The organism is Amycolatopsis jiangsuensis (assembly GCF_014204865.1).
Classification (GTDB): domain Bacteria; phylum Actinomycetota; class Actinomycetes; order Mycobacteriales; family Pseudonocardiaceae; genus Amycolatopsis; species Amycolatopsis jiangsuensis.
In genome coordinates this window covers 2,511,749-2,538,505 of the sequence record NZ_JACHMG010000001.1, presented here as the reverse complement: position 1 = coordinate 2,538,505, position 26,757 = coordinate 2,511,749, and the positions used below count along the sequence as shown (strand labels likewise).

25 protein-coding genes are annotated in these 26,757 nt (G+C 70.3%); 13 read left to right on the top strand and 12 right to left on the bottom strand.

The genetic code is table 11. From position 1 onward, the window contains the following. Nucleotides 1-52 precede the first annotated feature (52 nt). Entirely contained in the window at nucleotides 53-1,969 is a 1,917-nt protein-coding gene (gene dxs, locus BJY18_RS11080) for a 1-deoxy-D-xylulose-5-phosphate synthase (protein WP_184784549.1), read from the top strand. A 603-nt stretch (nucleotides 1,970-2,572) separates the two neighbouring features. On the opposite strand, the gene BJY18_RS11075 is transcribed toward dxs, so the two are convergent. The 3 genes from BJY18_RS11075 to BJY18_RS11065 all read right to left on the bottom strand — a co-directional run bounded on the left by BJY18_RS11075 (nucleotide 2,573) and on the right by BJY18_RS11065 (nucleotide 3,428). Continuing rightward, complete coding sequence (locus tag BJY18_RS11075) at nucleotides 2,573-2,884, bottom strand: hypothetical protein (protein WP_184779895.1); 312 nt, start codon at nucleotides 2,882-2,884, stop codon at nucleotides 2,573-2,575. A 71-nt stretch (nucleotides 2,885-2,955) separates the two neighbouring features. After that, nucleotides 2,956-3,225, bottom strand: a complete 270-nt coding sequence (locus tag BJY18_RS11070) for a WhiB family transcriptional regulator (protein ID WP_184779894.1) — start codon at nucleotides 3,223-3,225, stop codon at nucleotides 2,956-2,958. Beyond that, nucleotides 3,222-3,428: a helix-turn-helix domain-containing protein gene (locus BJY18_RS11065; RefSeq protein ID WP_184779893.1), complete on the bottom strand. Its 207-nt coding sequence runs from the start codon at nucleotides 3,426-3,428 to the stop codon at nucleotides 3,222-3,224. The genes BJY18_RS11070 and BJY18_RS11065 overlap by 4 nt, the downstream gene beginning before the upstream one ends. A 992-nt stretch (nucleotides 3,429-4,420) precedes the next feature. Between BJY18_RS11065 and BJY18_RS11060 the strand changes: the two genes are divergently transcribed. Together BJY18_RS11060 and BJY18_RS11055 are read left to right on the top strand one after the other, a co-directional pair. Beyond that, entirely contained in the window at nucleotides 4,421-6,085 is a 1,665-nt protein-coding gene (locus BJY18_RS11060; protein ID WP_184779892.1) for an alpha/beta hydrolase, read from the top strand. Between the two features lie 104 nt (nucleotides 6,086-6,189). Beyond that, complete coding sequence (locus tag BJY18_RS11055; RefSeq protein ID WP_184779891.1) at nucleotides 6,190-6,600, top strand: hypothetical protein; 411 nt, start codon at nucleotides 6,190-6,192, stop codon at nucleotides 6,598-6,600. A gap of 408 nt (nucleotides 6,601-7,008) precedes the next feature. Here the strand turns inward: BJY18_RS11055 and BJY18_RS11050 are convergent, their stop codons facing one another. After that, nucleotides 7,009-7,452, bottom strand: coding sequence for a MarR family winged helix-turn-helix transcriptional regulator (locus BJY18_RS11050; RefSeq protein ID WP_184779890.1), 444 nt, complete (start codon nucleotides 7,450-7,452; stop codon nucleotides 7,009-7,011). 88 nt (nucleotides 7,453-7,540) lie between these two features. Between BJY18_RS11050 and BJY18_RS11045 the strand changes: the two genes are divergently transcribed. Beyond that, on the top strand, nucleotides 7,541-8,353 hold the full coding sequence (locus BJY18_RS11045) for an alpha/beta fold hydrolase (protein ID WP_184779889.1): 813 nt from the start codon (nucleotides 7,541-7,543) through the stop codon (nucleotides 8,351-8,353). Nucleotides 8,354-8,366: 13 nt separating this feature from the next. Here BJY18_RS11045 and BJY18_RS11040 read toward each other — a convergent pair whose 3' ends face one another. The 3 genes from BJY18_RS11040 to BJY18_RS11030 are packed head-to-tail and all read right to left on the bottom strand — an operon-like array spanning nucleotide 8,367 to nucleotide 12,387. Continuing rightward, nucleotides 8,367-9,998 (bottom strand): thiamine pyrophosphate-binding protein, encoded by a 1,632-nt coding sequence (locus BJY18_RS11040; RefSeq protein WP_184779888.1) that lies wholly within the window; start codon nucleotides 9,996-9,998, stop codon nucleotides 8,367-8,369. Beyond that, entirely contained in the window at nucleotides 9,995-10,939 is a 945-nt protein-coding gene (gene speB / locus BJY18_RS11035; protein WP_221459037.1) for an agmatinase, read from the bottom strand. Before speB ends, BJY18_RS11040 begins: the two co-directional genes overlap by 4 nt. A gap of 5 nt (nucleotides 10,940-10,944) precedes the next feature. Continuing rightward, the gene (locus tag BJY18_RS11030; RefSeq protein ID WP_184779886.1) at nucleotides 10,945-12,387 is read right to left on the bottom strand and encodes a sodium:solute symporter family protein; all 1,443 of its coding nucleotides are present in this window, start codon (nucleotides 12,385-12,387) and stop codon (nucleotides 10,945-10,947) included. 102 nt (nucleotides 12,388-12,489) lie between these two features. On the opposite strand from BJY18_RS11030, the gene BJY18_RS11025 reads away from it, so the two are divergent. Genes BJY18_RS11025 through BJY18_RS10995 form a run of 7 tightly spaced genes read left to right on the top strand, consistent with a single transcriptional unit; the run spans nucleotide 12,490 to nucleotide 17,012 of the window. Next, entirely contained in the window at nucleotides 12,490-13,977 is a 1,488-nt protein-coding gene (locus BJY18_RS11025) for a PucR family transcriptional regulator (protein ID WP_184779885.1), read from the top strand. Between the two features lie 60 nt (nucleotides 13,978-14,037). After that, the gene (locus BJY18_RS11020; protein ID WP_184779884.1) at nucleotides 14,038-14,709 is read left to right on the top strand and encodes a response regulator transcription factor; all 672 of its coding nucleotides are present in this window, start codon (nucleotides 14,038-14,040) and stop codon (nucleotides 14,707-14,709) included. Further along, nucleotides 14,706-15,836, top strand: coding sequence for a sensor histidine kinase (locus BJY18_RS11015; RefSeq protein ID WP_184779883.1), 1,131 nt, complete (start codon nucleotides 14,706-14,708; stop codon nucleotides 15,834-15,836). The genes BJY18_RS11020 and BJY18_RS11015 overlap by 4 nt, the downstream gene beginning before the upstream one ends. A 32-nt stretch (nucleotides 15,837-15,868) precedes the next feature. After that, entirely contained in the window at nucleotides 15,869-16,153 is a 285-nt protein-coding gene (locus BJY18_RS11010; RefSeq protein WP_184779882.1) for a type II toxin-antitoxin system Phd/YefM family antitoxin, read from the top strand. Then, the gene (locus BJY18_RS11005; protein WP_184779881.1) at nucleotides 16,150-16,551 is read left to right on the top strand and encodes a type II toxin-antitoxin system VapC family toxin; all 402 of its coding nucleotides are present in this window, start codon (nucleotides 16,150-16,152) and stop codon (nucleotides 16,549-16,551) included. The genes BJY18_RS11010 and BJY18_RS11005 overlap by 4 nt, the downstream gene beginning before the upstream one ends. A gap of 31 nt (nucleotides 16,552-16,582) precedes the next feature. Then, nucleotides 16,583-16,795 (top strand): hypothetical protein, encoded by a 213-nt coding sequence (locus BJY18_RS11000; RefSeq protein WP_184779880.1) that lies wholly within the window; start codon nucleotides 16,583-16,585, stop codon nucleotides 16,793-16,795. A gap of 22 nt (nucleotides 16,796-16,817) precedes the next feature. Further along, nucleotides 16,818-17,012 carry a radical SAM protein gene (locus BJY18_RS10995; protein ID WP_184779879.1) on the top strand — a complete coding sequence of 65 codons (195 nt, stop codon included), beginning with the start codon at nucleotides 16,818-16,820 and terminating at the stop codon, nucleotides 17,010-17,012. A gap of 39 nt (nucleotides 17,013-17,051) precedes the next feature. On the opposite strand, the gene BJY18_RS10990 is transcribed toward BJY18_RS10995, so the two are convergent. The 5 genes from BJY18_RS10990 to BJY18_RS10970 all read right to left on the bottom strand — a co-directional run bounded on the left by BJY18_RS10990 (nucleotide 17,052) and on the right by BJY18_RS10970 (nucleotide 23,853). Beyond that, nucleotides 17,052-19,163, bottom strand: a complete 2,112-nt coding sequence (locus BJY18_RS10990; protein WP_184779878.1) for a 3-hydroxyacyl-CoA dehydrogenase NAD-binding domain-containing protein — start codon at nucleotides 19,161-19,163, stop codon at nucleotides 17,052-17,054. Further along, complete coding sequence (locus tag BJY18_RS10985; RefSeq protein ID WP_184784548.1) at nucleotides 19,160-20,356, bottom strand: thiolase family protein; 1,197 nt, start codon at nucleotides 20,354-20,356, stop codon at nucleotides 19,160-19,162. The genes BJY18_RS10990 and BJY18_RS10985 overlap by 4 nt, the downstream gene beginning before the upstream one ends. A gap of 210 nt (nucleotides 20,357-20,566) precedes the next feature. Further along, the gene (locus tag BJY18_RS10980) at nucleotides 20,567-21,829 is read right to left on the bottom strand and encodes a ribonuclease D (protein WP_184779877.1); all 1,263 of its coding nucleotides are present in this window, start codon (nucleotides 21,827-21,829) and stop codon (nucleotides 20,567-20,569) included. Nucleotides 21,830-21,900: 71 nt separating this feature from the next. After that, the gene (locus BJY18_RS10975; protein WP_098509311.1) at nucleotides 21,901-22,617 is read right to left on the bottom strand and encodes a response regulator transcription factor; all 717 of its coding nucleotides are present in this window, start codon (nucleotides 22,615-22,617) and stop codon (nucleotides 21,901-21,903) included. 672 nt (nucleotides 22,618-23,289) lie between these two features. Continuing rightward, the gene (locus BJY18_RS10970; RefSeq protein WP_184779876.1) at nucleotides 23,290-23,853 is read right to left on the bottom strand and encodes a DUF3000 domain-containing protein; all 564 of its coding nucleotides are present in this window, start codon (nucleotides 23,851-23,853) and stop codon (nucleotides 23,290-23,292) included. Nucleotides 23,854-24,265: 412 nt separating this feature from the next. Here BJY18_RS10970 and hemE point away from each other — a divergent pair, with 412 nt between their 5' ends. Both hemE and hemG read left to right on the top strand, forming a co-directional pair. Beyond that, nucleotides 24,266-25,348: a uroporphyrinogen decarboxylase gene (gene hemE / locus BJY18_RS36795; RefSeq protein WP_184779875.1), complete on the top strand. Its 1,083-nt coding sequence runs from the start codon at nucleotides 24,266-24,268 to the stop codon at nucleotides 25,346-25,348. After that, on the top strand, nucleotides 25,345-26,754 hold the full coding sequence (hemG, locus tag BJY18_RS10960; RefSeq protein WP_184779874.1) for a protoporphyrinogen oxidase: 1,410 nt from the start codon (nucleotides 25,345-25,347) through the stop codon (nucleotides 26,752-26,754). Before hemE ends, hemG begins: the two co-directional genes overlap by 4 nt. Nucleotides 26,755-26,757: the final 3 nt, after the last annotated feature.

Genomic DNA, 26,757 nt, shown 5'->3' with positions numbered 1-26,757 from the left:
GACTGGCCGGAACCGGCGGAGGAAACGGACAGCGGGAACGGGCGAGGTGGAGCTGACGATGCTGGACTCGGTGCACGGACCGGCGGACCTGAAGCGCATGAGCGTCGAGGACCTCGGCGAGCTGGCGGCCGAGATCAGGGACTTCCTCGTCGACAAGGTGCGCCGCTCCGGCGGGCACCTCGGGCCGAACCTGGGGGTCGTGGAGCTGACCCTGGCCCTGCACCGGGTCTTCGATTCGCCGCGCGACGCGATCGTCTGGGATGTCGGGCACCAGGCGTACGTGCACAAGATCGTCACCGGCCGGCACAGCGCGTTCGACCGGCTGCGCCAGCAGGGCGGGCCGACCGGCTACCCGAGCCGCGGCGAGAGCGAGCACGATCTGGTCGAGAACAGCCACGCGTCCACCGCGCTGTCCTATGTGGACGGGCTGGCGAAGGCGTTCGACCTGTCCGGCGGGCCGCGCCGGCACGCGATCGCGGTGGTCGGCGACGGGGCGCTCACCGGCGGGATGTGCTGGGAGGCGCTCAACAACATCGCGGCCAACCGGGACCGTCCGGTGGTGATCGTGGTCAACGACAACGGCCGGTCGTATTCGCCGACCATCGGCGGGATGGCCGACCACCTGGCCGCGCTCCGGCTGCAGCCGGGCTACGAGCGGCTGCTCGACGGCGGCCGCGAGATCCTGCGCAGCACACCGGTCGTGGGCAAGCCGATCTACGCCGCGCTGCACGCCGCGAAGGCCGGGATCAAGGACGCGCTCAGCCCGCAGGTGATGTTCTCCGACCTGGGCATGAAGTACCTCGGCCCGGTCGACGGCCACGACCTGGTGGCGCTGGAGAAGGCGTTCCAGAGCGCGCGGGCGTTCGGCGGCGCGGTGATCGTGCACGTGGTCACCGAGAAGGGCCACGGCTACGCGCCCGCGGTGAACCACCAGGCCGACCAGATGCACCAGACCGATCCGATCGATCCGGAGACCGGCCTGCCCCCGGTGAAGGGGCCGAGCTGGACCGGGGTGTTCGGCGACGAGCTGGCGAAGATCGGCGCGGACCGCGAGGACGTCGTCGCGGTCACCGCGGCGATGCTGCGCTCGACCGGGCTGGAGAAGTTCGCCGACCGGTTCCCGGACCGCTGGTTCGACGTCGGCATCGCCGAACAGCACGCGGTGACCTCCGCGGCCGGCCTGGCGATGGGCGGCTACCACCCGGTCGTCGCGGTGTACTCGACGTTCCTCAACCGCGCGTTCGACCAGGTCCTGATGGACGTGGCCCTGCACCGCCAGCCGGTCACGCTGGTGCTGGACCGCGCGGGCATCACCGGTCCGGACGGCCCGAGCCACCACGGAATCTGGGACCTTTCGCTGCTCGGGATGGTTCCCGGGATGCGGGTGGCCGCCCCACGGGACCCGGGCACGCTGCGCGAGGAGCTGCGGGAGGCGGTCGCGGTCTCCGACGGCCCGACCGCACTGCGGTTCTCCAAGGGGACCGTCGGCCCGGACGTCCCGGCCGTGGAGCGGCTGGGCACGGTCGACGTGCTGCGCCGGCCGAAGACGTCGCCGGACGTGCTGCTGGTGGCCGTGGGCGCGTTCGCGAAGCTCGCCCTGACCGCCGCGGACCGGCTGGCCGACCAGGGCATCGGGGTCACCGTGGCCGATCCGCGCTGGGTGGTGCCGGTGCCCGCGGAGCTGGTCGCGCTGGCCGAACAGCACAAGCTCGTGGTGACCGTCGAGGACAGCGGCCGGCACGGCGGTTTCGGCTCCGCACTGGCCGCGGTCCTGCGCGACGCCGAATGCGACGTGCCGCTGCGCGATCTCGCGGTGCCGCAGGCTTTCCACGAGCACGGCTCACGCAACGAGGTCCTGGACCGGGTCGGCCTGACCGCCCAGGACATCGCCCGCCGGATCACCGAATGGGCGGCCGGTCGCCTCGGCGCCGACGTCACCGCGACCGCGGGGGAGAAGCCCCGCGCCTGACCCGGTTTCGGCTCAGGCTGCTGGCTCACGCCTCCGGCTCCCGCCTCGCAGTTCGCGGGGGAAGTCCGTGAAGGCCTCCTTGGCGACATCAGTCTTGTTTACCTACTGTGGTTGTCATCGGTGGCAACGACGAGGTTAGTGCAGGTCAGGGCGGGCGGCGGCCGGTGTTGGACTCGTATGGTCGGTTGTCGAAGGTGCCGGAGACGGGTGAGCTGGAGAAGATCGACACTCAGTGGGCGGACAACCGCACGGTGATCAAACGGGTGGGAGCCTGTCTGGGTGTGGAGTTGAAGGGCGGGCTCTCGGCGTGGAAGCGGGGGGTGCGTCGGCCGGGGTGGGGAGCGGCTGTTGGAGCGGGTGGAGTCGGGTGAGTCGGACGGGATGGTGGTCTGGCATACCGATCGCCTGTTCCGGCAGCCGCGCGATCTGGAACGTTGATCGAGCTTGTTGAGCGCGGGTTCAAGGTGTATTCCGCGCATGGTGAGCGGGACTTGGCCGACCCGGACGACCGGTTCATTCTGCGGATCGAAGTGGCGCACGCGGCGCACAACCGGTCCACCTGCACCGCGACACGTGCGATCGGCTCTCCATGCCGTGGCGTGGTCATCGGCGACCACCCCGCGTCTCCCTCCGCAGGTCCACCGTGAGCGCCCGCGTGAGCGTGTAGGAGGTGAACAGGGCAGGCAGACCCAACGCGGCGACCCGCACCGGCCACGGCGCACCCGGGTAGGTCAACGCCAGCCATTGCACCCCGGTCAGGATTGCCGCCCCGGCCACCACCCGGCCGGTCAGCGACAGCAACCGGGCACCCGCACGAGCCGCATCCGCCGCACGTCGGGCCCGCCGTGCCGACGCACGCCAGATCCACACCACCACCCCGAGCGCCGCGAGCAACTGAGTCGGAGACAGGTTCATGCCCGGCCCCCGTCCCGCCGCCCAGACCACACCAGATACGCGGCGCGTCGGTCGGCCTCTGCCGGCGCACCTCACACCCCGACCGTGGCGAACCCGGCCGTACGGAACTCCAGCTCCAGACACGCGTCCCGCACACCACACCCCGCGCAGATCCGCGCGGCGACTTCACGGTCAGTGGCCTCGTCTCCGGCCCACTCCGGTTCTTCCGGCCCGGCCGTGAGCCACATGCACGCCCCGTCACGGGTGACCAGCTCAGACAGCACGCCGGTAGGCACGACCTCCATATCGTCGAGCCGATGGGCGCTCTGTTCGGCAGAGAACTCGTCCTCGTACTCGTTCATGCCTGCCCCCTCTCGCCGGGGGCGGGCAGCAGCCGCGCCACCGCATGGGCGGGCACGACCAGCCGGGAGTGACGGCGCACGGCAGGCAGCGTGCCTACCCGGATCAACCGGCACACCTCGGACTTACTGACACCGAGAATCCATGCGACTTCCTGGATCGAAAAAACGCCGGTCGAAACGGCGTGTGAATTGTGTTCAGACATGATGTGTTGTTCCTTTACTTTGGGTTCCGGCCCGCTGTTGCGAACCGATGACCCAAGTAAGCCGTGGAACAACAAAGACAACTATTCCCGCACCGGAATACCGCTATGCCGCCGCGAGAATGTCCCCGGCTCCGGCCGGGAAAACCGCGCGTGCCATATTCGGAGAAAGAATATTTTCGACGACATATTCTCGCCGATGATGTCGATCACCGTGATCCCGTTGCCGGTTCGATACCCGCGCCCGGCCCACCTGTATCGAATGGCGACCATACGACACCTACTAAGAAATCACAGAGGGGAAATATGAACGGCGCAGAAACCAGAACGAACACTATGTCGCACCTCGCGCGCGTCACGTCCGCCGGTGCTCCGGTAGAGCACTGGGTATCAGACACCGCCATGGTCGCCGGAATATTGTCGGGCTGGTTCGAGGGACTGTGTGGAACTAATTTCGCAGCAGCGGCAATGTGCTCTGAACCCGGGGGCTCCTGCTGGCCGTGCCGGAAGGTGCGTACCGCGCTGTACACCCTATCCACCATGGAACAACGCATGGCGACACCCTCGCGTGAGTAGTCCTGCGGACCGTGGTGGGTAGGTTCCCTCGGCTGTACTGGCAGGTGTGGAATCACCTGGTCAACGTCCCGTACCCTGTGACGGACTGATCACGGGGAGGGATCGCACATGGGTTTCACGACGATAGTGGACGCGCTGAGAGCGGCGGGCAGATCCGCTGGTGAGAAGGTAGGCGGCCTGCACGGCGCGGACTGTGCGGAGCCGGTGGGACGGGTGCCGGGGGCGGTGCCGGGAGGGAGCGCGGCGGCTGCTGCTGGGCGGTGCCGGGAGGCTTTGGCGGCCACGTTCACCGAGTGGTGTGCCGAAGCGCAGCGTTTCGCCGAGCACCTGGGTGTCGCTGCCGACCGGTATCAGCAGGGCGACCACGCGGCGGCCGGGGTGTTCCCGTCTGCGACGCCCGGGATGCGGGGGCCGCGCTGATGGTGTCGCTGGCCGATCTCCGGGCCTGGAATCCCGGCGAGCTGAGCGAGATCTGCTCCGTCCTGCAAGCCCGGACACAGATCCTGGTCCATGAGGGTGACGACTATGGCAAAACCCTGCCGGTCGAAGGGTGGAGCGGACCGGCTGCCGACGACGCGGCCGCGCAGCACCGATCGCTGATGCACGGGCTGGACACCATCGCGGCCGGGGCTGCGGTTCTGGGCAAGACCATTGGGCAAGCCTCCGACGCGATCACCGGTGTTCAGCACGCCCTGACCAATGCCGAAGAAGTAGCTCGCAAATACGGGTTCCAGATCACCGACAGCGGTGGTGTTGTCGATACCTTCGCAGGCAAACAGGTGCCGCCCGACCTGCACCCGGAAGACCGGGCACGGACACGTACTCAACTCGTGGACGAGGTCGCGCAGATCCTGCGCACCGCCACCGACATCGACACCGACCTAGCCTCCGTGCTGGACCGGGCGGCAGCGGGCCAATTCGGCACGGGTGACGAATCCACCGTCACCGCCGCCGCAGCGGATGGGATGAATGACCCCGGTCTGACCCTCCCGGAGCCACCACCGAACGCGACCCCGGCACAAAAAGCTGCGTGGTGGGCCACGCTCTCCGACGCGGGACGGAACATCCTCATCCGTGACCGGCCAGGCTCGATCGGTGCCATGGACGGACTACCCGCCACCGACCGCGACCGCGCGAACCGAATCGTGTTCGGCCGGGACTATCAAGACTTGCAACATCAGCGAGATGATATCCGGCATCGGCTGGACGGGATGAAACGTAGCGACCCGCAGCAGCAGGAAGAATATCAAGCTCTGGAAGAACAACTGGATACGCTGAACGGCAAGATTGCCGGAATGGATCAGGTCAAAACCCGGCTGGACCAAGCACTGCCCGGCCAGCCGCCCGCGTACCTGCTCGGTATCAACCCCGCGAACTCCGGGCAAGCCATCGTCGCCATCGGCAACCCCGACACTGCCGCCAACGTCGCCACCTACGTTCCTGGCACCACCGCCGGACTTAACGACGGCATGGCCACCGATATCGGTCGATCGGATTCGATGATGGCGATGGCGGGAAAAATGGGTTCGCCCTCGACTTCAGTGATCACTTGGGTAGGATATGAGGCGCCACAGAGTATCATTCCAGACGCCATCAGCACAAGTTATGCAGACAAGGCAGAACCCTCGCTCCGCAATTTTCAAGACGGCCTCGGGGCTGCACACCACGGGGCAATGAACAGCACGGTCATCGGTCACAGCTATGGCACTACCGTCGTCGGACAGACCGCGCGTGACCTCGGCCTACCCGCCAACAATGTCGTCATGGTCGCCAGCCCCGGCGTCGGCGTAGACCACGCCAACCAATTGCACCTCGATGGCACGCCACAAGACCAGGTTGGCCAGCACATCTACTCCACTAAGTCGCCCACCGATCCCGTTCCTATAATCAGCAATTTTGACGGCCCAGATATCGGCCTAGATCACGTTGATCCCCTTGGCCCCGACCCCACCACTGCATGGTTTGGCGGGCAGCAGTTCCAGTCCGACGCCGGTAACCCCCTCACCTCTCATAGTGACTACTGGCTTCCGCGTTCGGAATCGCTGAAATCGATGGGCAGCATTATTGCCGGACGGCAGCCATGACAAATTCTGGTCGAGTAAAGGCCTACCTGTCGAGCCTGAAGTGCGTTTTGGCGCTTCTTGTCTTGTCGCTATTTACCTTGACTTCCTGTGGAGGCGGGGAAACGATGGAATCTTCACTCTCTTTTGATCAAGCCCGAACGGCCGCATTAAATGAGGTGCATGCTGCCGTTGCGGCAGTCTTCCCTGCCGGATACAAGCTGGCGGATGACTTTGTCCCACAGCTTCCCTGCACTGATGTCAGCGACCGGCCAACTGGCCAGGTTCACGCGAGTGTCAGCTTCTGGGTAGATAGCATCGATCGCACGCGCAATAACGCCTACTTCGATGCACTTGCCCGATGGTGGACTGACAACGGGTGGAAGCTGGAAGTAGACGACCGACCTAAAGATCTTTTCATGAACGCCAGACGAGATGACTACTTGATGGGCATGCAAGCCACGCCGGAAGGTCGATTAAACATCGGAGTTGACTCCCCATGTGCATGGCCCGACGGAACGCCCGAGTCCAAGTCTTAATGCCTTGTCGAAGTGCGTGCCTTAATGGCTGCACTTCGCAGCGTCATGCACCAGTTCTACGTAGCCAACCGCGCGAACGGGAAACGCTTGTCAAGCTACCCACTGACCGCCGGTGGACACAGTCGGCCACGGCCGAGTCCTGACGATGCTCCAGAACGGCGGCGACGGCCAGGACATTATCTCCTGTGGCCCGGGCAGCGCCGACTACATCGCCGCAACCCTGGACACTGCAGTGCGTGGACCGCACGACTGACAGTCGCAACCAGCGACGATTAACCGCGAGGTCGGATGATGTGGGCATTGGTCCGGGCAACGTGCTATTCAACCGCCCGGACCAATGCCCACATCACAAGTAGGTAAACAATCAGGTAGTCGCCTTCAAGGATTCCAGTTCCCTGAAGGAGGCCTTCACGGACCGCGGTGGTCCGAAGTGGCAGCGGGGTCGGGTCCCAGTGCGAGGTCCAGCAGGTCGCCGAGCTGGTCGAGCTGGGCGATGCTCAGGTGCCGCAGGGACGTCTGCAGCACGGCGTCCACGGCGGCCTGGCCCTCGGCGCGCAGGCGGGCGCCCTTCTCGGTGAGCCGGTGCTTCACCGCCCGGCCCGGCCCCGGCACGCGCTCGATCAGCCCGTTGGCGGCCATCCTCGTGGCCAGCGAGCCGAAGGACTGGTCGGTCTGGAAGGTCAGCACCGCCAGGTCGTGCAGTGAGGCGTCCGGGTTCAGCGCGAGGTGGCGCAGCGTGTCCCACTGCACCAGGGAGAGCCCCAGTGGCGCCAGTGCCCGGTTCGCCGCGCGGTGATGGCGGTGCTGCAACCGCTTGACGGCAAGGCCGACGTCCGCTGGTCGATGGCTCATGCGCGGAAGTCTAACGGTACACAGCCATGTTGCTTAGATAAGGTTCCTTGTATAAGGTTGCTTAGGTAACCAGACGGATGGAGCACCCATGAGCACTCCCGAACCGGGCGGCCACCGGCCCGCCCGCAGCGAAACGCACACCCTCCGGTCCGCGACCGTCGGCCCGGTCGAGATGCGGGTCGAGATGCGCTTTGAGGACCACGACCGCACCCGGTCGTTCCTGCTGCTGCACGGTGGTGGCGGCGTGGCGACGATGTCCGGTTTCGCCGGGCTTCTCGCCGAGCGCACCCGCTCCCGGGTGCTGCTGCCGACGCACCCCGGCTTCGGCGGCACGCCGAAGGCCGCCGGTCTGACCGGGGTGCCCGAACTCGCCAAGGCCTACGTCGAGCTGCTGGACCAGCTCGATCTCACGGACGTCACCGTGCTCGGCAACTCCTTCGGCGGCTGGCTGGCCGCCGAGATCGCCCTGCGGCACAGTCCCCGGGTCAGCGAGGTGGTGATCGTCGACGGGATCGGCATCGCCGTCGAGGGCCATCCGATGACCGACGTCCGGGGCCTCTCGCCGGCCGAGATCCAGGCGCATTCCTGGCACGATCCGGCCAAGGCGCCCGCCCCGCCGGCCGCCGGCGGCACCGGCCCGAGCCCCGACGTACAGGCCTTGATCGGCTACGCGGGCCCGGCGATGACCGATCCGACGCTGGCCGGCCGGCTCGGCGGAATCGACCTGCCGGTCCACGTGGTCTGGGGCGAGAGCGACGGCATCGTCGGTCCCGGATACGGCAAGGCCTACGCCGCCGCGATCCCCACGTCCACGTTCACCCTGCTGCCGCGCACCGGCCACCTGCCGCAGCTGGAGTCACCCGGGGAACTGCTCGGCGTCCTGCTCGAAGCCGGTCGCTGATTCCGGCGCAGCCTCAGGCCAGGTGGGTGGCGGCGAACATCTTCAGGACCGCGGGCAGGACGACCACGGAAGGTCCGGGTGTGCGCACCGCCTCGGCCAGGTCCGCCCGCACCGTGGGCAGGGACGAGCGCCGGGCCGGTATCCCGAACGACTCCGCGAGTGCCACGAAGTCCGGCCGGGCCAGTTCGGTGCCGGTGGTCCGGCCGAACGCGCCGGTCAGGTACTCGCGGAGGATGCCGTAGCCGCCGTCGTCGATCAGCAGCCACGTCACGTCCAGGTCGTGCTGGACGGTGGTGGCCAGCTCGGCCAGCCCGTACATCGCCCCACCGTCGCCGGAGACGGCCACCGCGCGCACCCCGGCGGCTGCCGCGCCGAGTGCACCGGGCAGGCCGTAGCCGAGCCCGCCCGCGCCCTGTGCGGTGTGCATCGGCGCGCCGTCGGGATTCCATGCCGACCATGCCCAGTAGGCCGCGATGGTCATGTCCCAGAACGTCTGCGTGCCCGTCGGGAGGGCGGCGCGGACGTCCTCGATGAGCTTCCGTTCGGCCGCGAGGTCCTGGCTGTCCAATCTGGACTCGACGCGGGAGAGCAGCTGCCGCACCGCGTTCTCGGCCCGGCCGTCCGCGGTGCGCGCGGGCACGCGCAGTGCCTCGAGGAACCGCCGGACGTCGGCGTGGATCCCGAGCGCCGGGTAGTTCGACTCGAGCTTTCCCAGGTCGGCTTCGACCTGCACGATCCGCCCGCGCGGGGCGAACTCCCGGTAGTTGCTCGACAGCTCGCCCAGCCCGGAGCCGAGGACCAGCAGGACGTCCGCGTCGGCCAGTAACTGCGTCGTGTGCCAGTCCTCCATCCAGGACTGGGCGGAAAGTTCGTGCTCCCAAGGGAAAACGCCCTTGCCGCCGAAGGTGGACACGACCGGCGCGCGCAGGGTTTCCGCGAGCCCGCGCAGGGCGTCGTGCGCGCCGGCCCGCAGCGCGCCACCACCGGCGAGGATGACCGGATTCTCCGCGCCGGCCAACAGTTTCGCCGCCTCGGCGACCAGCTCCGGCAACGGTTGCGGCGGAGCCGGAGCCGCGGACACGTCGGTCAGCGGCGGCAGCTGCGCCGGTGCGAGCAGCACGTCCTGCGGGATCTCCACCCACGCCGGGCCGTACGGCGCGGTCGCCGCGCTCGTCCAGGCTTCGCGCAGCGCGGACGGGAGCTGGCTCACCGAACGGACGACGTGGGTGGACTTGACCACGTCGCGGAAGCTCGCCTGCTGGTCCGGCAGCTCGTGCAGGTAGCCGTGCCGTCCGCCGCCGAGCCCGGCGACCGGGATCTGGCTGGAGATGCCGAGAACCGGGACCGACGCCGCCCGCGACTCCTGTAGCGCGGCCAACGTGAGCAGCGCGCCCGGTCCGGTGGACACGATCATCGGCGTGACCGGGACGGGACCGTGCGGGTCCGCGGCCAGCCGCGCGCGGGCGTGTCCGTCTGCCGCGAAGGCGAGGTTGTTCTCGACGCGGGAGCTGATCACGCGCAGGCTGTCCGTCCGGCGGAGCGCTTCGAACAACCCCAGTGCGTGCTGCCCGGGCAGTCCGAACACAGTGTCGGCGCCGAGCGCGCGCAGGGTTTCGACGACCACGTCGCCACCGATGCGGGTCATGCGGGCTTCCCCAGGGTCAGCAGGCTCACCAAGTCGTAGGCGACGTGGGACGCGGCGATCGCGGTGATCTCCGCGTGGTCGTACGCCGGGGCCAGCTCGACCACGTCCGCACCGACGAGGTTGAGGTCGCGCAGTCCGCGAAGGATCTCCAGCAGTTCACGGCTCGTCATGCCGCCCGCTTCAGGCGTACCGGTACCAGGGGCGTGCGCGGGGTCGAGCACGTCGATGTCCACGGAGACGTACAGCGGGCGGTCGCCAATGCGCTGCCGCAACGCGTCCACCGTCTCGTCGATACCGCGGCGAAGCACGTCGCCAGACGTGACGATGCCGAAGCCGAGCCGGCGGTCCTCCTCGAGGTCACGCTTGCCGTACAGCGGGCCGCGCGTGCCGACGTGCGACAGTGCGCTGGTGTCGAGGATGCCTTCCTCCGACGCTCGGCGGAACGGCGTCCCGTGCGTGTACGGCTCGCCGAAGTAGGTGTCCCAGGTGTCGAGGTGCGCGTCGAAGTGCAGCAGTGCCACCGGACCGTGCTTCTTCGCCGCCGCGCGCAGCAACGGCAACGCGATGGTGTGGTCCCCGCCGACAGTCACCAGCCGGGTTCCGTGAGTGGTGAGCGCTTCGGCCTCCTGCTGCAGCTGTTCGATCGCCTCGCCGATGGCGAACGGTTTGACGGCGATGTCCCCGGCGTCCACCACCTGTCGTTCGGCGAACGGCGACACGTCCAGCTCCGGGTGGTACGGCCGCAGCAGCCGGCTCGCTTCCCGCACCGCGGCCGGGCCGAACCGCGCTCCGGGGCGATAGGACACTCCGGAGTCGAACGGCACCCCGACCACGGCGACGTCGGCGCGCGGCACCTCGTCGATCCGCGGCAGCCGGGCGAACGTCGCGAAGCCGGCGAATCGCGGTACGCGCGACGAGTCGAGCGGGCCGACCGGGGGCAGATCACTCACCTGTGCAACTCCTGTTTCGTTGAGCTTACTTCGGTCTCGGCCGAGCCACGCAGCCGTTGCGTCCACACGGAGAGGACGCTGTCCGGCGTACGCGGCGTCGCGAGACTCACCGCGACGTACACGACCAGACTCACACCGAGACCCCAATAGATCGGACTGTTGGCAGCGACCCCGTCGACAATCATGAAGGCGATCACGGATGCCGTCCCCGCCACCATCGACGCGTACGCGCCCTGGCTGGTACCGCGCTTCCAGAACAACGCTCCGAGGATGGTGACGAGCAGACCGCCGACGAGGATGTCGTACGCGATGGTGAGCGCGTTGACGACGTCGTCCACCATCATCGCGATCCCGATCGCCACGACGCCGAGCACGAGCGTCGTGACGCGGTTACGCAGCACTTCGCCGCTCTTCAGGCCCACCTTGCGCAGGAGGTCCGAAGTCGTCGTCGTGGCGCACGCGATCAGCGCACCGCTGGAGGTCGACATGAGCGCGGACAACGCGGCGGCGAGCACGAGCCCGCGGACTCCGGTGGGCAGCAGGCGTTCGGCGATGGTGGCGAACGCGTCCTGCGCACTGCCCAAATCCGGGTAGAGCACCTTCGCGGCGGTGCCGATCAGTGCACCGGCGACACCGTAGACGAGGCAGTAGACGCCGGAGATGATGCCGCCGCCGGTGGCGATCCGCGGCGTGCGCGCGGTGAACACGCGCTGCCAGATGTCCTGCCCGATCAGCAGTCCGAAGGTGTAGATCAGGAAGTAGGTCAGGATGGTCTCGCCGCCGATCGAGCTGAACTCGAAGTACGAGGCGTCGAGCTTGTCCGCCATCCCGCCGAACCCGCCCGCCGACACCACCGCCACCGGGAGCAGCACGAACAGGATGCCCACCGTCTTGACCACGAACTGGGCGATGTCGGTCAGCGTGATCGACCACATCCCGCCGAGCACCGAGTACAGCACCACGATCGATCCGCCGATCGCGATGCCGGCCCAGTTCGGGATCGCGAACAGCACCTTGAAGATCGAGGCGAACGCGAGCGTGGAGGTGACCGTGAGCATCAGCGTGTAGCCCCACATCACTACCCCGGACACCGCACTGGCGCGGCCGCCGTAGCGCAGGTCGAGCATTTCGCCGACGGTGTACACACGCAGCTTCACCAGCCGGCGCGCGAACACCGCGTGCAGCACCAGGATCCCCGCGCCGATGGCGATCACCAGCCAGGCGCCGGAAACGCCGTAGGTGTAGCCGAGCTTGACGCCGCCCACCGTGGAGGCGCCGCCCAGCACGACCGCGGACATCGTGCCGGAGTACATGAACCAGCCGAGCCGCCGTCCGGCGACCAGGTAGTCGGACTTCGTCCTCGCCAGCCGCAGGCCGATCCAGCCGACGCCGAGCATGCCTGCGATGTACAGCGCGATCACCGCGTAGTCGCCGCCCACGGGTCCTCCTCGGGTGCCGGGTCCTGCCGGACACCGTAGAGTCCCGCGGCCGGTCGGTGGCATGGGACGATCTGTCCCGGAACGAGCGCGAGGCAGGATGTGATGACCCGGAACCCCGATCCGCTGCCCGCGGGGGTGACCGTGCCGTTGCGGGCCGTGGCGAACGACCCGGAACTGGCACTCGACGTCGTGCCCGAGACGGTCCCGCCCGGTGCGCTGGACCGGCCGGTGCGGTGGGCGCACGTGAGCGAGCTGGCCGATCCCGCGCCGTACCTGCTGGGTGCGGAACTGCTGCTGACCGCAGGGGTGAACCTGCCTGCCGACGTGGGCCCCTACGTGCGGCGGCTGCGCGAGGCCGGGGTGGCCGCGCTCGGATTCGGCCTCACCCCGACCGTTTCGGACACGTTGCCGCGATCCCTGCGCGAAGCCTGTGCCCGGTACGGGCTGCCGCTGCTCGTGGTGCCGTCGGCGACGCCGTTCCTGGCGATCAACCGCGCGGTCGCGGTGGCACTGGCCGAAGCGGGCAGGCACGAGGAGCGGCGCCTGGCCGACGCGCGCGAGGCACTGACCCGCGCGGCCGGCGGCGGGCTGGGTGAGCTGGTGACCGTGCTCGCCGGAAAGCTGCACGGCTGGGTCGCGATGGTCGGAGCCGGGGACGCACTCGTCGCAGCCTGTGAAGCACCGCAGCCGTTGCCACCGCAGGTGCGGGAGCTGCTGGCCACCCTGCGTACGGGCAGCGGAATCCGTACCGCGACCACCGAGCTGTCCGACGGCACGCACGTGGCCGCGCAGCCGGTGTACCCGCAGGCGAGCGCGGCGCACCTGGTGGTGCTCGGCCGGCCCGGCCGGCTGGGTCGTGGCGACCGCTCGATCCTCGACGCCGGCGCGGCACTGCTCGGGCTCGTCGGGCGCGCCGGATCGGACACCGCCGGACTGGGCGCCGCGGCCACCGCGCTGCTGCTCGGTCGGCCCGCCGGCGCCGCGCTGGCCGAGGTGACCGGAACCGGACGGGCCCGGCTGATCGCCGGCGTCGCCTACCGGAAGGGGCCGGACGCGCTCGCCGGCCGTCCGGACTGGCTCCGCGCCCGCCTCGACACCCCGCTCGTGCAGGTGCTGCCGGGACCGCGGTTCCTGGCCGTCGCGGGCACCGTCCCCGGCGGACTCGACGAGCTTCGCGGGCACGGCTGGCTGGCGGTGGCCGGGCCGCCGGTGCCCGCGGGCGAGCTGCCTGCTTCCGCGGCCACCACCGAACTCCTGCTGGCCCGTGCCCGCGCGCTCGGCCGGGCCGTGACCGCCGATGCCGGAATCGACGGTTTCGATGAGCTGGTGCCGCCGGACACCGGCAGCGCATTCGCGGCCCGGCTGCTGGCGCCGTTGCGGGAGCTCGACGAGACACACGACCGTGCACTGCTGCCGACCTTGCGCAGCTGGCTCGCGAACCACGGCGGCTGGGACCGCACGGCCGCCGAACTCGGCGTGCACCGCAACAGCGTGCGGCACCGGATCGGCCAGATCCAGCGGACGCTCGGCGTGGACCTGGCCGACCCGGAAACGCGGATGCGGCTGTGGTTCGCGTTGCGCTGGGCCTGACCGGCGAGTGTCCACTCAGGTCTCTCAGGCGCTCTCAGGAAACTGTGGGATTGTGGTCTGGTGCGAGTTCTGGTAGTCGAAGACGAAGAGCCACTGGCCGACGCGATCGCCCGTGGGCTGCGCCGGGAGGGCATGGCGGTGGACGTCGCGCTCACCGGGGACGACGGGCACGAGAAGTCGTCGGTCACCCGGTACGACGTGATCCTGCTCGATCGCGACCTGCCCGGGATGTCCGGTGACGACCTGTGCCGCGAGGTCGTCGCCTCGGGTGAGCTGACCCGGGTGCTCATGCTGACCGCGAGCAGTTCGGTGTCCGACCGGGTCGACGGGCTGTCGCTGGGCGCGGACGACTACCTCGCCAAGCCGTTCGCCTTCCCCGAACTGGTGGCCCGCGTGCGTGCGCTGGGCAGGCGCGCCACCCCCGCCGCGCCGCCGCTGCTCACCGCGGGCGACGTCGAGCTGGACCCGGCCAAGCGCACGGTGCGCCGCTCCAGCGGGCCGATCGAGCTGACCCGCAAGGAGTTCGGCGTGCTCGAGGTGCTGCTGTCCGCCGCCGGATCCGTGGTCAGCAGCGAGGAACTGCTGGAGCGGGTCTGGGACGAGAACGCCGATCCGTTCACCACGACGGTGCGGGTGACCGTGATGACCCTGCGCAAGAAGCTCGGCGAGCCCGGCATCATCGAGACCGTGGTCGGTTCGGGCTACCGGGTGCCGGTGGACGCCGCCGAGTGAACCCGCCCGGCGCCCGGAGCCTGCGGGCCCGGGTCACCGTGCTCGCGACGGTGCTGGTCGCCGCGGCCGGGCTGCTGCTGCTGTGGCTGGCGTGGACGCTGGTCGGCGACGCGGTCGACGCGGTGCCGCACATGCCGCCGGGCACCATCGTGCGGGTCGACGGCGTCGACGTGGACGCGTCCACGCTCGCCCAGCACCTTCGCGAGCACGCGGTGAACCGGGTGCTGCTGTTCGGTTCGCTGGCGTTCTGCTTCGTGGTGGCCGCGGCGGCGATCCTGGCCTGGACGTTCACCTCGCGGGTGCTGCTGCCGCTGCGCGAGATCACCGGCACCGCCCGGCGGCTCTCGGTGGAGTCGCTGGGGGAGCGGATCGGCGAGATCCGTTCCCGCGACGAGCTGGCCGAGCTGGCCCGCACCTTCGACGACATGCTCGACCGGCTGCAGGCCGCGTTCGACGCGCAGCGGCATTTCGTCGCCAACGCCAGCCACGAGCTGCGCACCCCGCTGTCGGTGATCCGGACGGAGCTGGACGTCACGCTGTCCGACGACCAGGCGGACGTGGCCGAGTTCCGCCGGATGGCCGGCGTGGTGCGGGACGCGACGGAGCGGGCCGGTCAGCTGGTGAACTCCCTGCTGCTGCTCGCCCGGACCGACGGGGCCGGCCTCGTGATCCGCGAACCGGTGGACCTGGCGACGGTCGTGGAGCGTGCCTGGGCCGCCGTGCGCGCGGAGGCGGAGCAGCGCGGCCTGCGCGTGGCGTTCGGCACGCCGTCCGCGGGCACGATCGGCGACCCGGCCCTGCTCGAGCGCATCGCCGGCAATCTGGTGGAGAACGCGGTGCGGCACAACGTCGACGGCGGCTGGATCGAGGTCGCCACCGAAGCCGGTGCGCAGTGGTCCACCCTGCGTGTGCGGTCCTCGGGTGGCCTGCTCGATCCGGCGGCGGTCCCGGAGCTGTTCGAGCCGTTCCGCCGTGCCGGCGTGGCCCGCACCGCCCGCTCCGGCGCCGGCCTTGGCCTGTCCATCGTGCGCGCCGCCGTCCAGGCCCACGGCGGGAGCATCGCGGCGGAACCCGTGGTGGGCGGCGGACTGGCGATCACCATCCGGCTTCCGGCCGCGGTGCCGTAGCGCTGTAGCGCAATGGTGCTACAGTGGATTCCATGGGGCACACAATCGGCCAGCGTGAGCTACGCAATGACAATGCGGACGTCATGCGGCGGGTGGCCGCGGGGGAGAGCTTCACCGTGACCCGCAACGGGACGCCGGTTGCCGACCTGGTGCCTCATCAGCCGCCGCCCGCACCGCCCCGGCGGACGGCCGCCGAGGTCCAGGCGATCTTCCGGCGGCTGCCGCCGATGGACAGTGCCGCGTGGCGCCGTGAGCGCGAAGCGGAGGACGAGATATTCGGTCCGGATGACCTGGGAGAGCCCGGGGGCCGGCGGTGACCGTTTCCGCGCGGGTGCTGCTCGACACCTCGGTGGTGATCGACCTCGAGCGGCTCGACCTGACGCCGTTCGCGGACGCGGTGCCCGCGGTGAGCACGGTGACCGTTGCCGAACTCGGTTATGGCCTCGATGTCGACGATCCGATCGAGCGAGCTGCCCGGACCGAGCGCTACTACGCCGTGCTGGAGCAGTTCGAGGTGCTGCCGTTCTGCACCGGGGCGGCCAAAATGTACGGCACGATGGCCGCGGTGGTCCGGCGCTACGGCCGCGACCCGCGCCCGCGCCGGATGGATCTGCAGATCGCGGCCACCGCGGTGGCTTACGAACTGCCGTTTCTGACCCGCAACCCCAAGGACTTCGCCGGCCTGGAGCGGCTGCTGACCGTGCACGAGCTCTGACTTCCCGGCCGTGCGGTGTCACGATCGGCGGATGGGACTGCGACCCCGGCGGTGGCTCGCCCCGGTGCTGGTGCTCGCGCTCGGCGCGGGGGCCGGGCCGGCCTTCCTGGTGGTGAGCGCGATCCGGGTGCCCGCGCCGCCGGGGGACCGCACCCCGGTGCCGCTGGCCGGGCATCGGGGTGCGCCGCTGTGCAGGTGTACCTCGAGGACGACCGGGCGATGCGCCGGAGCGCGCGGGACCTGACCGGGGATCCGCAGGCCGGCGGGTGTTCGTGCAGACCGAAGCCGAGGCCTGGAAGCGGTTCAGAGAGCTGGTCAAGGACGGTCCGGACCTGGTGGAGCTCAGCCGGCCGGACCGGATTCCCGCTTCGGTCACCGTGCTTCCGATGCCACGCACGGACGTGAAGGCCTACTCCGACCAGCTGCCGCTTCCGGCCTGCCCACCCGCAGGGGAGTACTGAGGGGCGGCCTCCCCACACGGAGGAGACCGCCCCGGCAGATCAGGCCGGCGGAACCGAGGCGACGCCGGGTGCGAGGAACCGCCTGCCGGTCACCCGCTCCGACACTCCCGCCCGGTCCAGGTACGGCGTGATGCCGCCGAGCCAGAACGGCCAGCCGGCACCGAGGATCAGGCACAGGTCGATGTCCTGGGCTTCTGCGACCACACCCTCGTCCAGCATGATCCGGATCTCCTGGGCGATCGCGTCCAGCGCGCGGTCACGCACCTGCTCGGCAGTGGAGGGCCGCTCGCCCTGCGTCCACAGCTGCGCGACCTCCGGGTCGACCGACGCCGTGCCCTTCTCGTCCCAGGTCCACACCCCGCGCTTGCCCGCCTTGACGAACTTCGCCAGGTTCTCGCTCACGGTGAAACGGTCCGGGAACGAGCCGTGCAGGGTCTCGCCCACGTGCAAAGCGATCGCCGGACCGACGAGCTGCATCAGGTTCAGCGGCGACATCGGCAGCCCGAGCGGCTCCAGCGCGGAGTCGGCCACCTCGAACGGCGTGCCCTCGTCCACCGCGACCAGCACTTCGCCGAGGAAGCGCAGCAGCAGCCGGTTGACCACGAACGCGGTCGCGTCCTTCACCAGCACACTCGACTTCTTCAGCTGCTTGCCGACCGCGAAGGCGGTGGCGAGCGCGGCGTCGTCGGTCTTCTCGCCGCGTACGATCTCCAGCAGCGGCAGCACCGCGACCGGGTTGAAGAAGTGGAACCCGACGACCCGTTCCGGGTGCGCCAGCTTCGAGGCCATCGCGCTGATCGACAACGACGAGGTGTTCGTCGCCAGGATCGCCTCGGGCGACACGTGCTGCTCCAGCTCCGCGAACACCTGCTGCTTCACGCCCAGCTCTTCGAACACCGCCTCGATCACGAAGTCCGCGTCGGCGAACGCGGCCTTGTCCAGCGATCCGGTGACCAGCGCCTTGAGCCGGTTCGCGCCGTCCGGCGAGAGCCGCTTCTTCGTCAGCAGCTTGTCGATCTCGTCGTGGACGTAGGCCACGCCCTTGTCGATCCGCTCCTGGTCGACGTCGGTGAGCACCACCGGGACCTTCAGCCGGCGCACGAACAGCAGCGCCAGCTGGCTGGCCATCAGGCCCGCGCCGACGATGCCGACCTTGTTCACCGTGCGCGCCAAAGACTTGTCCGGTGCTCCGGCCGGACGCTTGGCCCGCTTGTTGACCAGGCCGAACGAGTACAGCCCGGCCCGCAGCACGTCCGACATGAGCAGCTCGGCCAGCCCGTCGGTCTCCGCCGCGTAGCCCCGGTCGAGATCGTTGTGCCGCGCCAGCTCCAGCAGCTCCACGGCCTTGGTGGCGCCGGGCGAGGCGCCGTGGGTGCGACCGTCCACGATGGACTTCGCGCGGGCGAGCGCCGCATCCCACTCCGCACCGCGGTCGATCTCGCGGCGCGGCGGTGTGACCTCGCCGTTGATCACCTTCGCGGCCCACAACAGGGACTGCTCGAGGTAGTCCGCGGACCCCAGCACCTCGTCCACGATGCCCAGCTCGGCCGCCTTCTTGACGGTGAGCATCTTGTTCTGTGCCAACGCGTTCTCGATGATCACGGTGACCGCAGCGTCCGGGCCGATCAGGTTCGGCAGCAGTTGCGTGCCGCCCCAGCCCGGGAACAGGCCCAGGAAGACCTCCGGGAACGCGATCGCCGCGGTGTTCTCCGACAGCGTGCGGTAGTGGCACGACAGCGCCAGTTCCAGGCCGCCGCCCATCACCGCGCCGTTGACGAACCCGAAGGTGGGGATCTCCGCGTCGGTGAGCCGGCGGAACACATCGTGTCCGGTCTGCGCGATTTCGCGGGCCAGCTTCGGATCCGCCACCGCCTCGACACCGGACAGGTCCGCGCCGACCGCGAAGATGAACGGTTTGCCGGTGACCGCGACCGCGGCCGGCTGCGCGGCGAACGCCTCGTCGAGCGCGGCGTTCAGCGACGCCAGGCCCTGCGGGCCGAAGGTGTTCGGCCGGGTGTGGTCGTGGCCGTTGTCCAGCGTGACCAGTGCGATCGGCTTGTCGAGGCCGGGCACCTTCACCAGCCGCGTGACCGCCTTGGTGACGACCTCGTCCGGGAACGCGGCCTTCGCCTCTTCCGCGGTGAAAGTCATGCCTTCGCCCCCTCGTAGGCCGGGTTCTCCCACAGCACGGAGCCGCCCATGCCGATCCCGATGCACATGGTGGTGAGGCCGTAGCGCACGTCCGGGCGCTCGGCGAACTGGCGGGCCAGCTGGGTCATCAGCCGCACCCCGGACGAGGCCAGCGGATGCCCGCAGGCGATCGCGCCGCCCCACTGGTTGACCCGCGGATCGTCGTCGGCGATGCCGAAGTGGTCGAGGAACGCGAGCACCTGCACCGCGAACGCCTCGTTGATCTCGAACAGGCCGATGTCGTCGATCGACAACCCGGTGCGCCGGAACAGCTTCTCCGTGGCCGGCACCGGGCCGATGCCCATCACCTCGGGCTCGACCCCGGCGAAGGAGTAGCCGACCAGCCGCATCGCGACCGGCAGCCCCAGCTCGCGCGCGGTGTCCTCGTCGGCGAGGATCGACGCGGTGGCGCCGTCGTTGAGTCCGGCCGCGTTGCCCGCGGTGATCCGGCCGTGCGGGCGGAACGGCGTCTTGAGCGACGCCAGCTGCTCGACGGTGGTGCCCGGCCGCGGCGGTTCGTCCTCGGTCGCCAGCCCCCAGCCCTGCCCGTTCGTGCCGCGGGTCGCCACCGGCACCAGATCCGGGCCGATCCTGCCGGTCTTCACCGCCTCGGCGAAGCGCTCCTGGCTGCGCGCGGCGTAGGCGTCGGTGCGCTCCTTGGTGATCTCCGGGAACCGGTCGTGCAGGTTCTCCGCGGTCTGGCCCATCACCAGCGCGGACGGATCGACCAGCTGGTCCGCGACGATCCGCGGGTTGGGGTCCACGCCCTCGCCCATCGGATGCCGTCCCATGTGCTCGACCCCGCCGGCGATGGCGATGTCGTAGGCACCGAAGCCGATACCGCTCGCGGTGGTGGTGACCGCGGTCATCGCCCCCGCGCACATCCGGTCGAGCGCGAACCCGGGCACCGACTTGGGCAGCCCGGACAGCAGCGCCGCGGTGCGCCCGATGGTCAGGCCCTGGTCGCCGATCTGCGTGGTGGCCGCGATGGCCACCTCGTCGACCCGCTCCGGCGGCAGCCCGGGATGCCGCCGCAGCAGCTCGCGGATGGTGTTGACGACGAGGTCGTCCGCGCGGGTGCCGGCGTAGATGCCCTTGTCACCCGCCTTGCCGAAGGGAGTGCGCACCCCTTCGACGAACACGACGTTCCGCACGCCCCGCGCATCCGGTGCGAGGGGCGGCGTACCTGGTGCGGCCACGAATGCTCCTGAAGTAGACAGAAATCCTGGCCGCAGCGTAGCCCTTGTTACTTACGGGTAACCAGGGGAGTGGCCCGGTCGAGTGGGACAGCGCACACTCCCGAGGGTCGCCTCGTGACTGGCAGCGCCGATGAGAACCGGCGTCGCCACGCGCAGGCGTGCTGCTCAGGAAGCGGTGCTCAGCAGTGCCTTGGTCAGCGCGTCGGTGGTCAGCTCGATCTGCCACGGCCGGGCGCCGCCGGTGCGCAGCGCCTCGGCCACCGCATCCTCCGACAGCTCGGACGGCGGCCGCCAGCAGGTGCGGCGGAGGAGGTCGGGCAGCAGCAGGTTCTCCACCGGCAGCCCGCGTTCCTCCGCGATCGCGGCGAGCGCGGTGCGGGCCGCGGACAGCCGGGCGGCCGCATCCGGGTCCTTGTCGGCCCAGCGGTTCACCGGCGGCGGGCCGTCGGAATGCTGGGCGGGCGTGGGCAGTTCACTGGCCGGCAGCGCCTTCGCCGCCTGCAGGTGCCGCAGCCAGCTCGCGCTGTACTTGCGCTGCACACGGCCGCTGAAGACCGGCAGGGCCTGCAGCTCCTCGACGGTCTTCGGATCGGCCGTCACGGCGTTGACGATCGCGCTGTCGGGCAGGATGCGGCTGGGCGCGCGGTCGCGTTTGCGGGCGAGCTCGTCGCGGGCCTGCCACAGCTCCCGCACGGCGGCGAGGCCACGCGGGCTGCGGATCTTGTGCACCCCCGAGGTCCGGCGCCACGGCTCGGCGCGCGGCGGGTGCGGCGGGGCGGTGCGGACGGCCTCGAACTCCTGGCGTGCCCAGTCCAGCTTGCCCTGCTCGGCCAGCTCGGCCTCGAGCTTCGCGCGCAGTTCGTTGAGCAGTTCGACGTCGAGGGCCGCATAGTTGAGCCAGTCGACCGGCAGCGGGCGCTTCGACCAGTCCGCGGCGCTGTGCCCCTTCTCGAGGGTGTAGCCGAGCAGCCGCTCCACGAGCGTGCCCAGCGCGACGCGTTCGTAGCCGGCCAGCCTGCCGGCCAGTTCGGTGTCGAACAGCGACCGCGGGTGCAGGTCGAGTTCGGCCAGGCACGGCAGGTCCTGGGAGGCGGCGTGCAGCACCCACTCGGTGTCGTTCAGGACCTCGCGCAGCGGGGCGAGGTGGCCTTCGAGCGCGATGGGGTCGACCAGCACCGTGCCGGAACCCGCTCGGCGCAACTGGACGAGGTAGGCCTTCGGCCAGTAGCGGTAGCCGGACGCCCGTTCGGTGTCCACCGCGACCGCGCCGGTGCCGGCCGCGAGCCGCGCGCACGCGTCGGCGAGCGCGGCGGCGTCGGTGACCACCGGCGGAGTGCCCTCGGCCGGTTCACGCAGGAGCACCGGCGGGGTGGACGCCTCGGTGGTCGGCTCTCCGGACCGGGCTCCATCCGCCTGTGCAGTTCCCATGGTTGTCGACCCTACGGGACGGGCGGGCCGCGCCTGGCCCGCCCGTCCCGCAGGGACGCGGTCCGTCCTCGTCAGCGGATCACGCCGGCACGCATCGCCAGCGCGACCATCTGGGCCCGGTCACCCGTGCCGAGCTTGCGCCCGATCCGGGAGAGGTGGGATTTGACGGTGAGCGCGGAGAGGGAAAGTTCCTCCCCGATCTCCTTGTTCGACTGCCCGTCGGCGACGAGCTGCAGTACCTCGACCTCGCGGGCGGACAGCTCGCGGGGCGTGTTGTCGGTCCCCGCGACCCGGGTCCCGGTCGCCAGGACCGGAGCCACGCTCGGATCGGCGTACACGCCGCCCTCGAGCACCCGGCGGACGCCGTCGGTGACGACGACCGGCGAGGCCGATTTGAGCAGGTACGCCTGTGCGCCCGCCTGGAACGCCGAACGCACCGCGTACGGATCGTCGGAGGATGCGAGGACCACCACTCGCGGCCAGCCGTGGCTGCGCAGCTCGGTGACGAGCTCGATTCCGCTGCCGTCCGGCAGTCCGAGATCGAGAATGGCCAGGTCACACGGGCCGGTGGCCTGTGCTCGTGCCCTCGCCTCGGCCACCGTGGCGGCCTCGTGGACGGTGCCCGCACCCATTTGTGCGAGTCGTGCTGAGATTGCCTCCCTCAACAGCGGGTGGTCATCGACCACCAACACGGAAAAAAGCTCTTCCCGCGGGTGCGGAACCATGCTCGCCGGCAAAGCACCGGCTGGCGTGGATCGGACGGCCTGAGATAAGCCGACGGTAGCCACGTCACTACCTCCCTGGAGTCGGTCGTGCCCCCCGACCGGCACCGGGACCTTCGGCCGTTCAGCCGCGCCAGCTTTAGACCGAAAGTGGTGTCGTCCCAGGCACTGTAGCCGCCCGAACGCCGTTGCGGGGGGATCGAACGGGTATCTATCCGGATCTGATCGTCACCCAGCGCGGTCGATATAACACGTTCGGACTAATGGTTGGCCAGTTGCTAACGGTTCCGCGACGGGGTGCGATGCACCTCAGTTACCGCGGTTCAAACGGGCGTGCAGCGGCCCGTGCAAGTGCCGGTGCTTTCGCGTGCGGCGGACCGCGGCGGGTGCCGGCTCCCGGAAATGCGCCCCGGCCGGGGCAAGATCATCTTTTTTCACGTTTTCGGCCGGACGGTGCCGCGCGGCGCCGCGGTCCGCTGCCGCCCGCCGGCGCCCGCCGGACCGCCCGCGAGGCGGTGACCTGGGGTTTACTGGCTGTGATCAGTGGCGCTTCACGAACGTGCGAGTCCGGCCGGCGGACGGGGTCCGTCCATCCGGGACAGACGTGAACGGCTTTCGGATCTACTCGCGGAAGGGGTCCGGAGGCCGTCCGGCGCAGCCCCGGTGCGGCCGCTCAGGCGCCGCCGCGGGCGTGCAAGGGCACTCCGGGGGCAGCCCATCCGGGTGAATTTCGGAAATCTAGGAGCTCTGGCGCTGCTCGAACAGCGCGACACCGGCCGGCGGCAGGCCAACCACACTCGCCATGACCTGGCAGAACGCGAACCCGTGCGGCCGCAGCGCACCGTCGGAGGGGGTCCAGGACGCGCGCAGCTCGAGGTCGTCGGTTCGGGTGGGGCCGCTGATGTCGCCGAACCGCGCCGACGAGGTTTCGGTGACCGTGCCGCCGAGCGCCTTCGAGGTGGCTCCGGACGCCTCGAGCGCGTCGGTGAGCCAGGACCAGCCGACCGCGGGCAGGAACGGGTCGGTGGCGAGCTCGCGGTCGAGCTCGGCCCGGACGTACATGACCAGGCGCAGCACGCCGTCCCAGCCTTCCTGGCCTTCGGGGTCGTGCAGCAGGACCAGCCGCCCGGAGGCCAGTACGTCGGCCGGTCCGGACACGTCGCAGCTCAGCGCATACGACCACGGCGCCAGCCGCTGCGGCGCCCGCATCGGCTCCAGCCGGATCTCCGGACGAGGCCGGACGGACTGCAACGCCGCGACGGCTTCGCGGAACAGCTCGGGCACAGGCGTCATCGCGGTCACGCTCCGACTTTAGGGCGGCGACGCCCCGTTGCGGTCGCAGGCGCGCCGAGCGACCACGCCTTGCCGCACCGGGACCCCGCCGGCCGGACGCGCCGACGAACCAGGCCACTCGTTCGTCGGCGTGTCGCCTTGCCCGCTCCTGGTGGATGCGCTCATTCCGGAGGCCTGGGGTTGGTGCGGTGCGCTGCGGTCAGGTGCGGAAGTGGAGCACGGTGCTGTGCCGGTGACGGCGGATCGTCCCGCGGCTCCGGCCCGCATCCGTACCCGCCCACAACCGCGTATGCCCGCCCACACCCACGGACGCCAGCTCACACCCGCACCCGCGTACACCCGCGCACGCCAGCCCGCGCACGCGCACCCGCGTACACCCGCGCGTACCGCCGAAGCAGGGGCGTCCGGCTCGCGTGGGAGCATGGGTTTCGTGCCTGAGGTTTCGTCTGTTCCCGCTCGTTCCGCGGTCGTTCCCGCTCGTCGTGCGCTTCCCGGGGCGCCTTTTCTCGTCGCCGCGCGGGGGGAGCGGCCGGGGCGGGTGCCGGTGTGGTTCATGCGCCAGGCCGGCCGTTCGCTGCCCGAGTACCGCGCGCTGCGCGAGGGCGTGCCGATGCTCGATGCCTGCTTCGACCCCGAAATGCTCGCCGAGATCACCCTCCAGCCGGTCCGCAGGCACCACGTCGACGCCGCGGTCCTGTTCAGCGACATCGTGGTCCCGCTGAAGGCGGCGGGTGTCGAGATCGACATCGTGCCCGGTACCGGGCCGGTGGTGGACCGGCCGGTGCGCGACGCGGCCGCGGTGCGTGCCCTGCCCGCGCTCGAGCCGGAGCAGGTCGCGAAGGTCGCCGAAGGTGTCGGGCTGCTCGTCGACCGGCTCGGCGAGACGCCGCTGATCGGGTTCGCCGGTGCGCCGTTCACCCTGGCCAGTTACCTCATCGAGGGCGGGCCCAGCCGCAACCACGAGCACACCAAGGCCCTCATGCACTCCGAGCCGCGGCTGTGGCACGACCTCGCCGGCAGGCTCGCCGACGTCGCCGTGACCTTCCTCCGCGCCCAGCTCGACGCGGGGGCCGACGCGATCCAGCTGTTCGACTCGTGGGCGGGCGCGCTGTCCGAGCGCGACTACCGCGAGTTCGTCCTGCCGCATTCCACGCGAGTCCTCGAGGCGGTCGCCGCCTACCGCGTGCCCCGGTTCCACTTCGGCGTCGGCACCGGCGAGCTGCTCGTCGCGATGCGCGACGCGTGTGCGGACGTCGTCGGCGTCGACTGGCGCGTACCGCTGGACGAGGCCGTGCGCCGGCTCGGCGGCGAAGCGGTCGTGCAGGGCAACCTCGATCCGGCGCTGCTGCACGCGTCCTGGCCGGTGCTGGAAGCAGAGGTGCGCCGCATCGTCGAGGAGGGCCGCGCGGCGCGCGGGCACATCTTCAACCTCGGCCACGGCGTGCTGCCCGGCGTGGACCCGGACGTACTGACTCGGGTTGTCGAGCTGGTGCACTCGCTGTGAAGCGGGTAGCCGTCGTCGGGGGTGGTATCTCCGGCGTGGCCACAGCTTACCGGTTGCGCCGGCTGCTCGGTGACGCCGTCGAGATCACGGTTTTCGAGAGCACGCCCGCAGTGGGCGGCAAGCTGCGCACGGCGGAGGTCGGCGGCGTCCGTTACGACGTCGGCGCGGAAGCCTTTCTCGCCCGGCGCCCCGAGGTCACCGCGCTGGTCGCCGAGGTCGGTCTCGAAGACCGCCTCGTGCACCCGACGAAGGCGCGCGCCAAAATTCACGCCGGCGGGTCCGTGCAAGGCCTTCCGCCGGGCACTGTCATGGGCGTGCCCGCGTCGGCCGAGGCTCTGGCAGGCGTGCTGTCCGAGGACGGCCGCCGGGCTGTGGAGCAGGAGCGTGCGCTGGGTCCGGTTCAGCTCGGCGAAGGTGACCTGCCGCTGGGTCCGTTGCTGCGAAGCCGCTTCGGCGACGAACTGGTCGACCGGCTCGTCGATCCGCTGCTGGGTGGTGTGTACGCCGGTGGAGCCGACGGTCTCGGCCTGCGTGCGACGATGCCCGGTCTCGCCGAGGCTGTCGCGCGCGGCGCTGCTTCGCTCACCGAAGCAGCCGCGTCGCTCCTGCCGAAGAACCCGAGCGCAGCGCCGGTGTTCGGCACGCTGACCGGAGGCCTGAACCTCCTCGTGCAGCGGCTGCTCGATCTGTCGGCCGCGAAGCTGCGTACGTCGGCGACAGTGCGTGCGCTCGCCCGTACGCCGTCGGGCTGGCGTCTCGACTTCGGTGCCGCCGCGGCTGCGCACGCGCCCGTCGATAGTCCGGCCGAAGTAGACGCTGTAGTGCTCGCCGTTCCCGCGCCCGGGGCGCGGAAGCTGCTCGACGGCGTGGTTCCTGTCGCGTCCACGGCGTTCGGCGAAGTCGAATTGGCGTCCATGGCGGTCGTGGCGCTCGCGTTGCCACCTGATGCCGCGCTGCCGGAAGCTTCGGGCATCCTCATCGGCGCGGGGGAGCGAGACGCAGACGGTGTGCCGTACGCGGCGAAGGCGTTCACCTTCTCTTCGAATAAGTGGGCGCACTACGGCGCGGAGAAGCCCGTCCTGGTCCGCGGCTCTGTCGGCCGCTTCGGCGAGCCCGGCGCGTTGAGCGGTGACGACGCTTCGCTCGTCGCCGCCGTACGCGACGATCTCGCGCGGCTCACCGGCGTCACCGCGGATCCGATCGACACTCTCGTCACAAGGTGGGGCGGCGGCCTCCCGCAGTACGGCACCGGGCACATCGAGCGTGTGGAGCGCATCGAGGACGCGGTGGCCGCCGTGCCGCGGCTGGCCGTCGCCGGCGCCACCCTGCACGGGGTGGGCCTGCCCGCCTGCGTGGCCACTGCGGACGCAGCGGCACGGCGGATCGCCGGGCAGCTCACAGTGTGACGG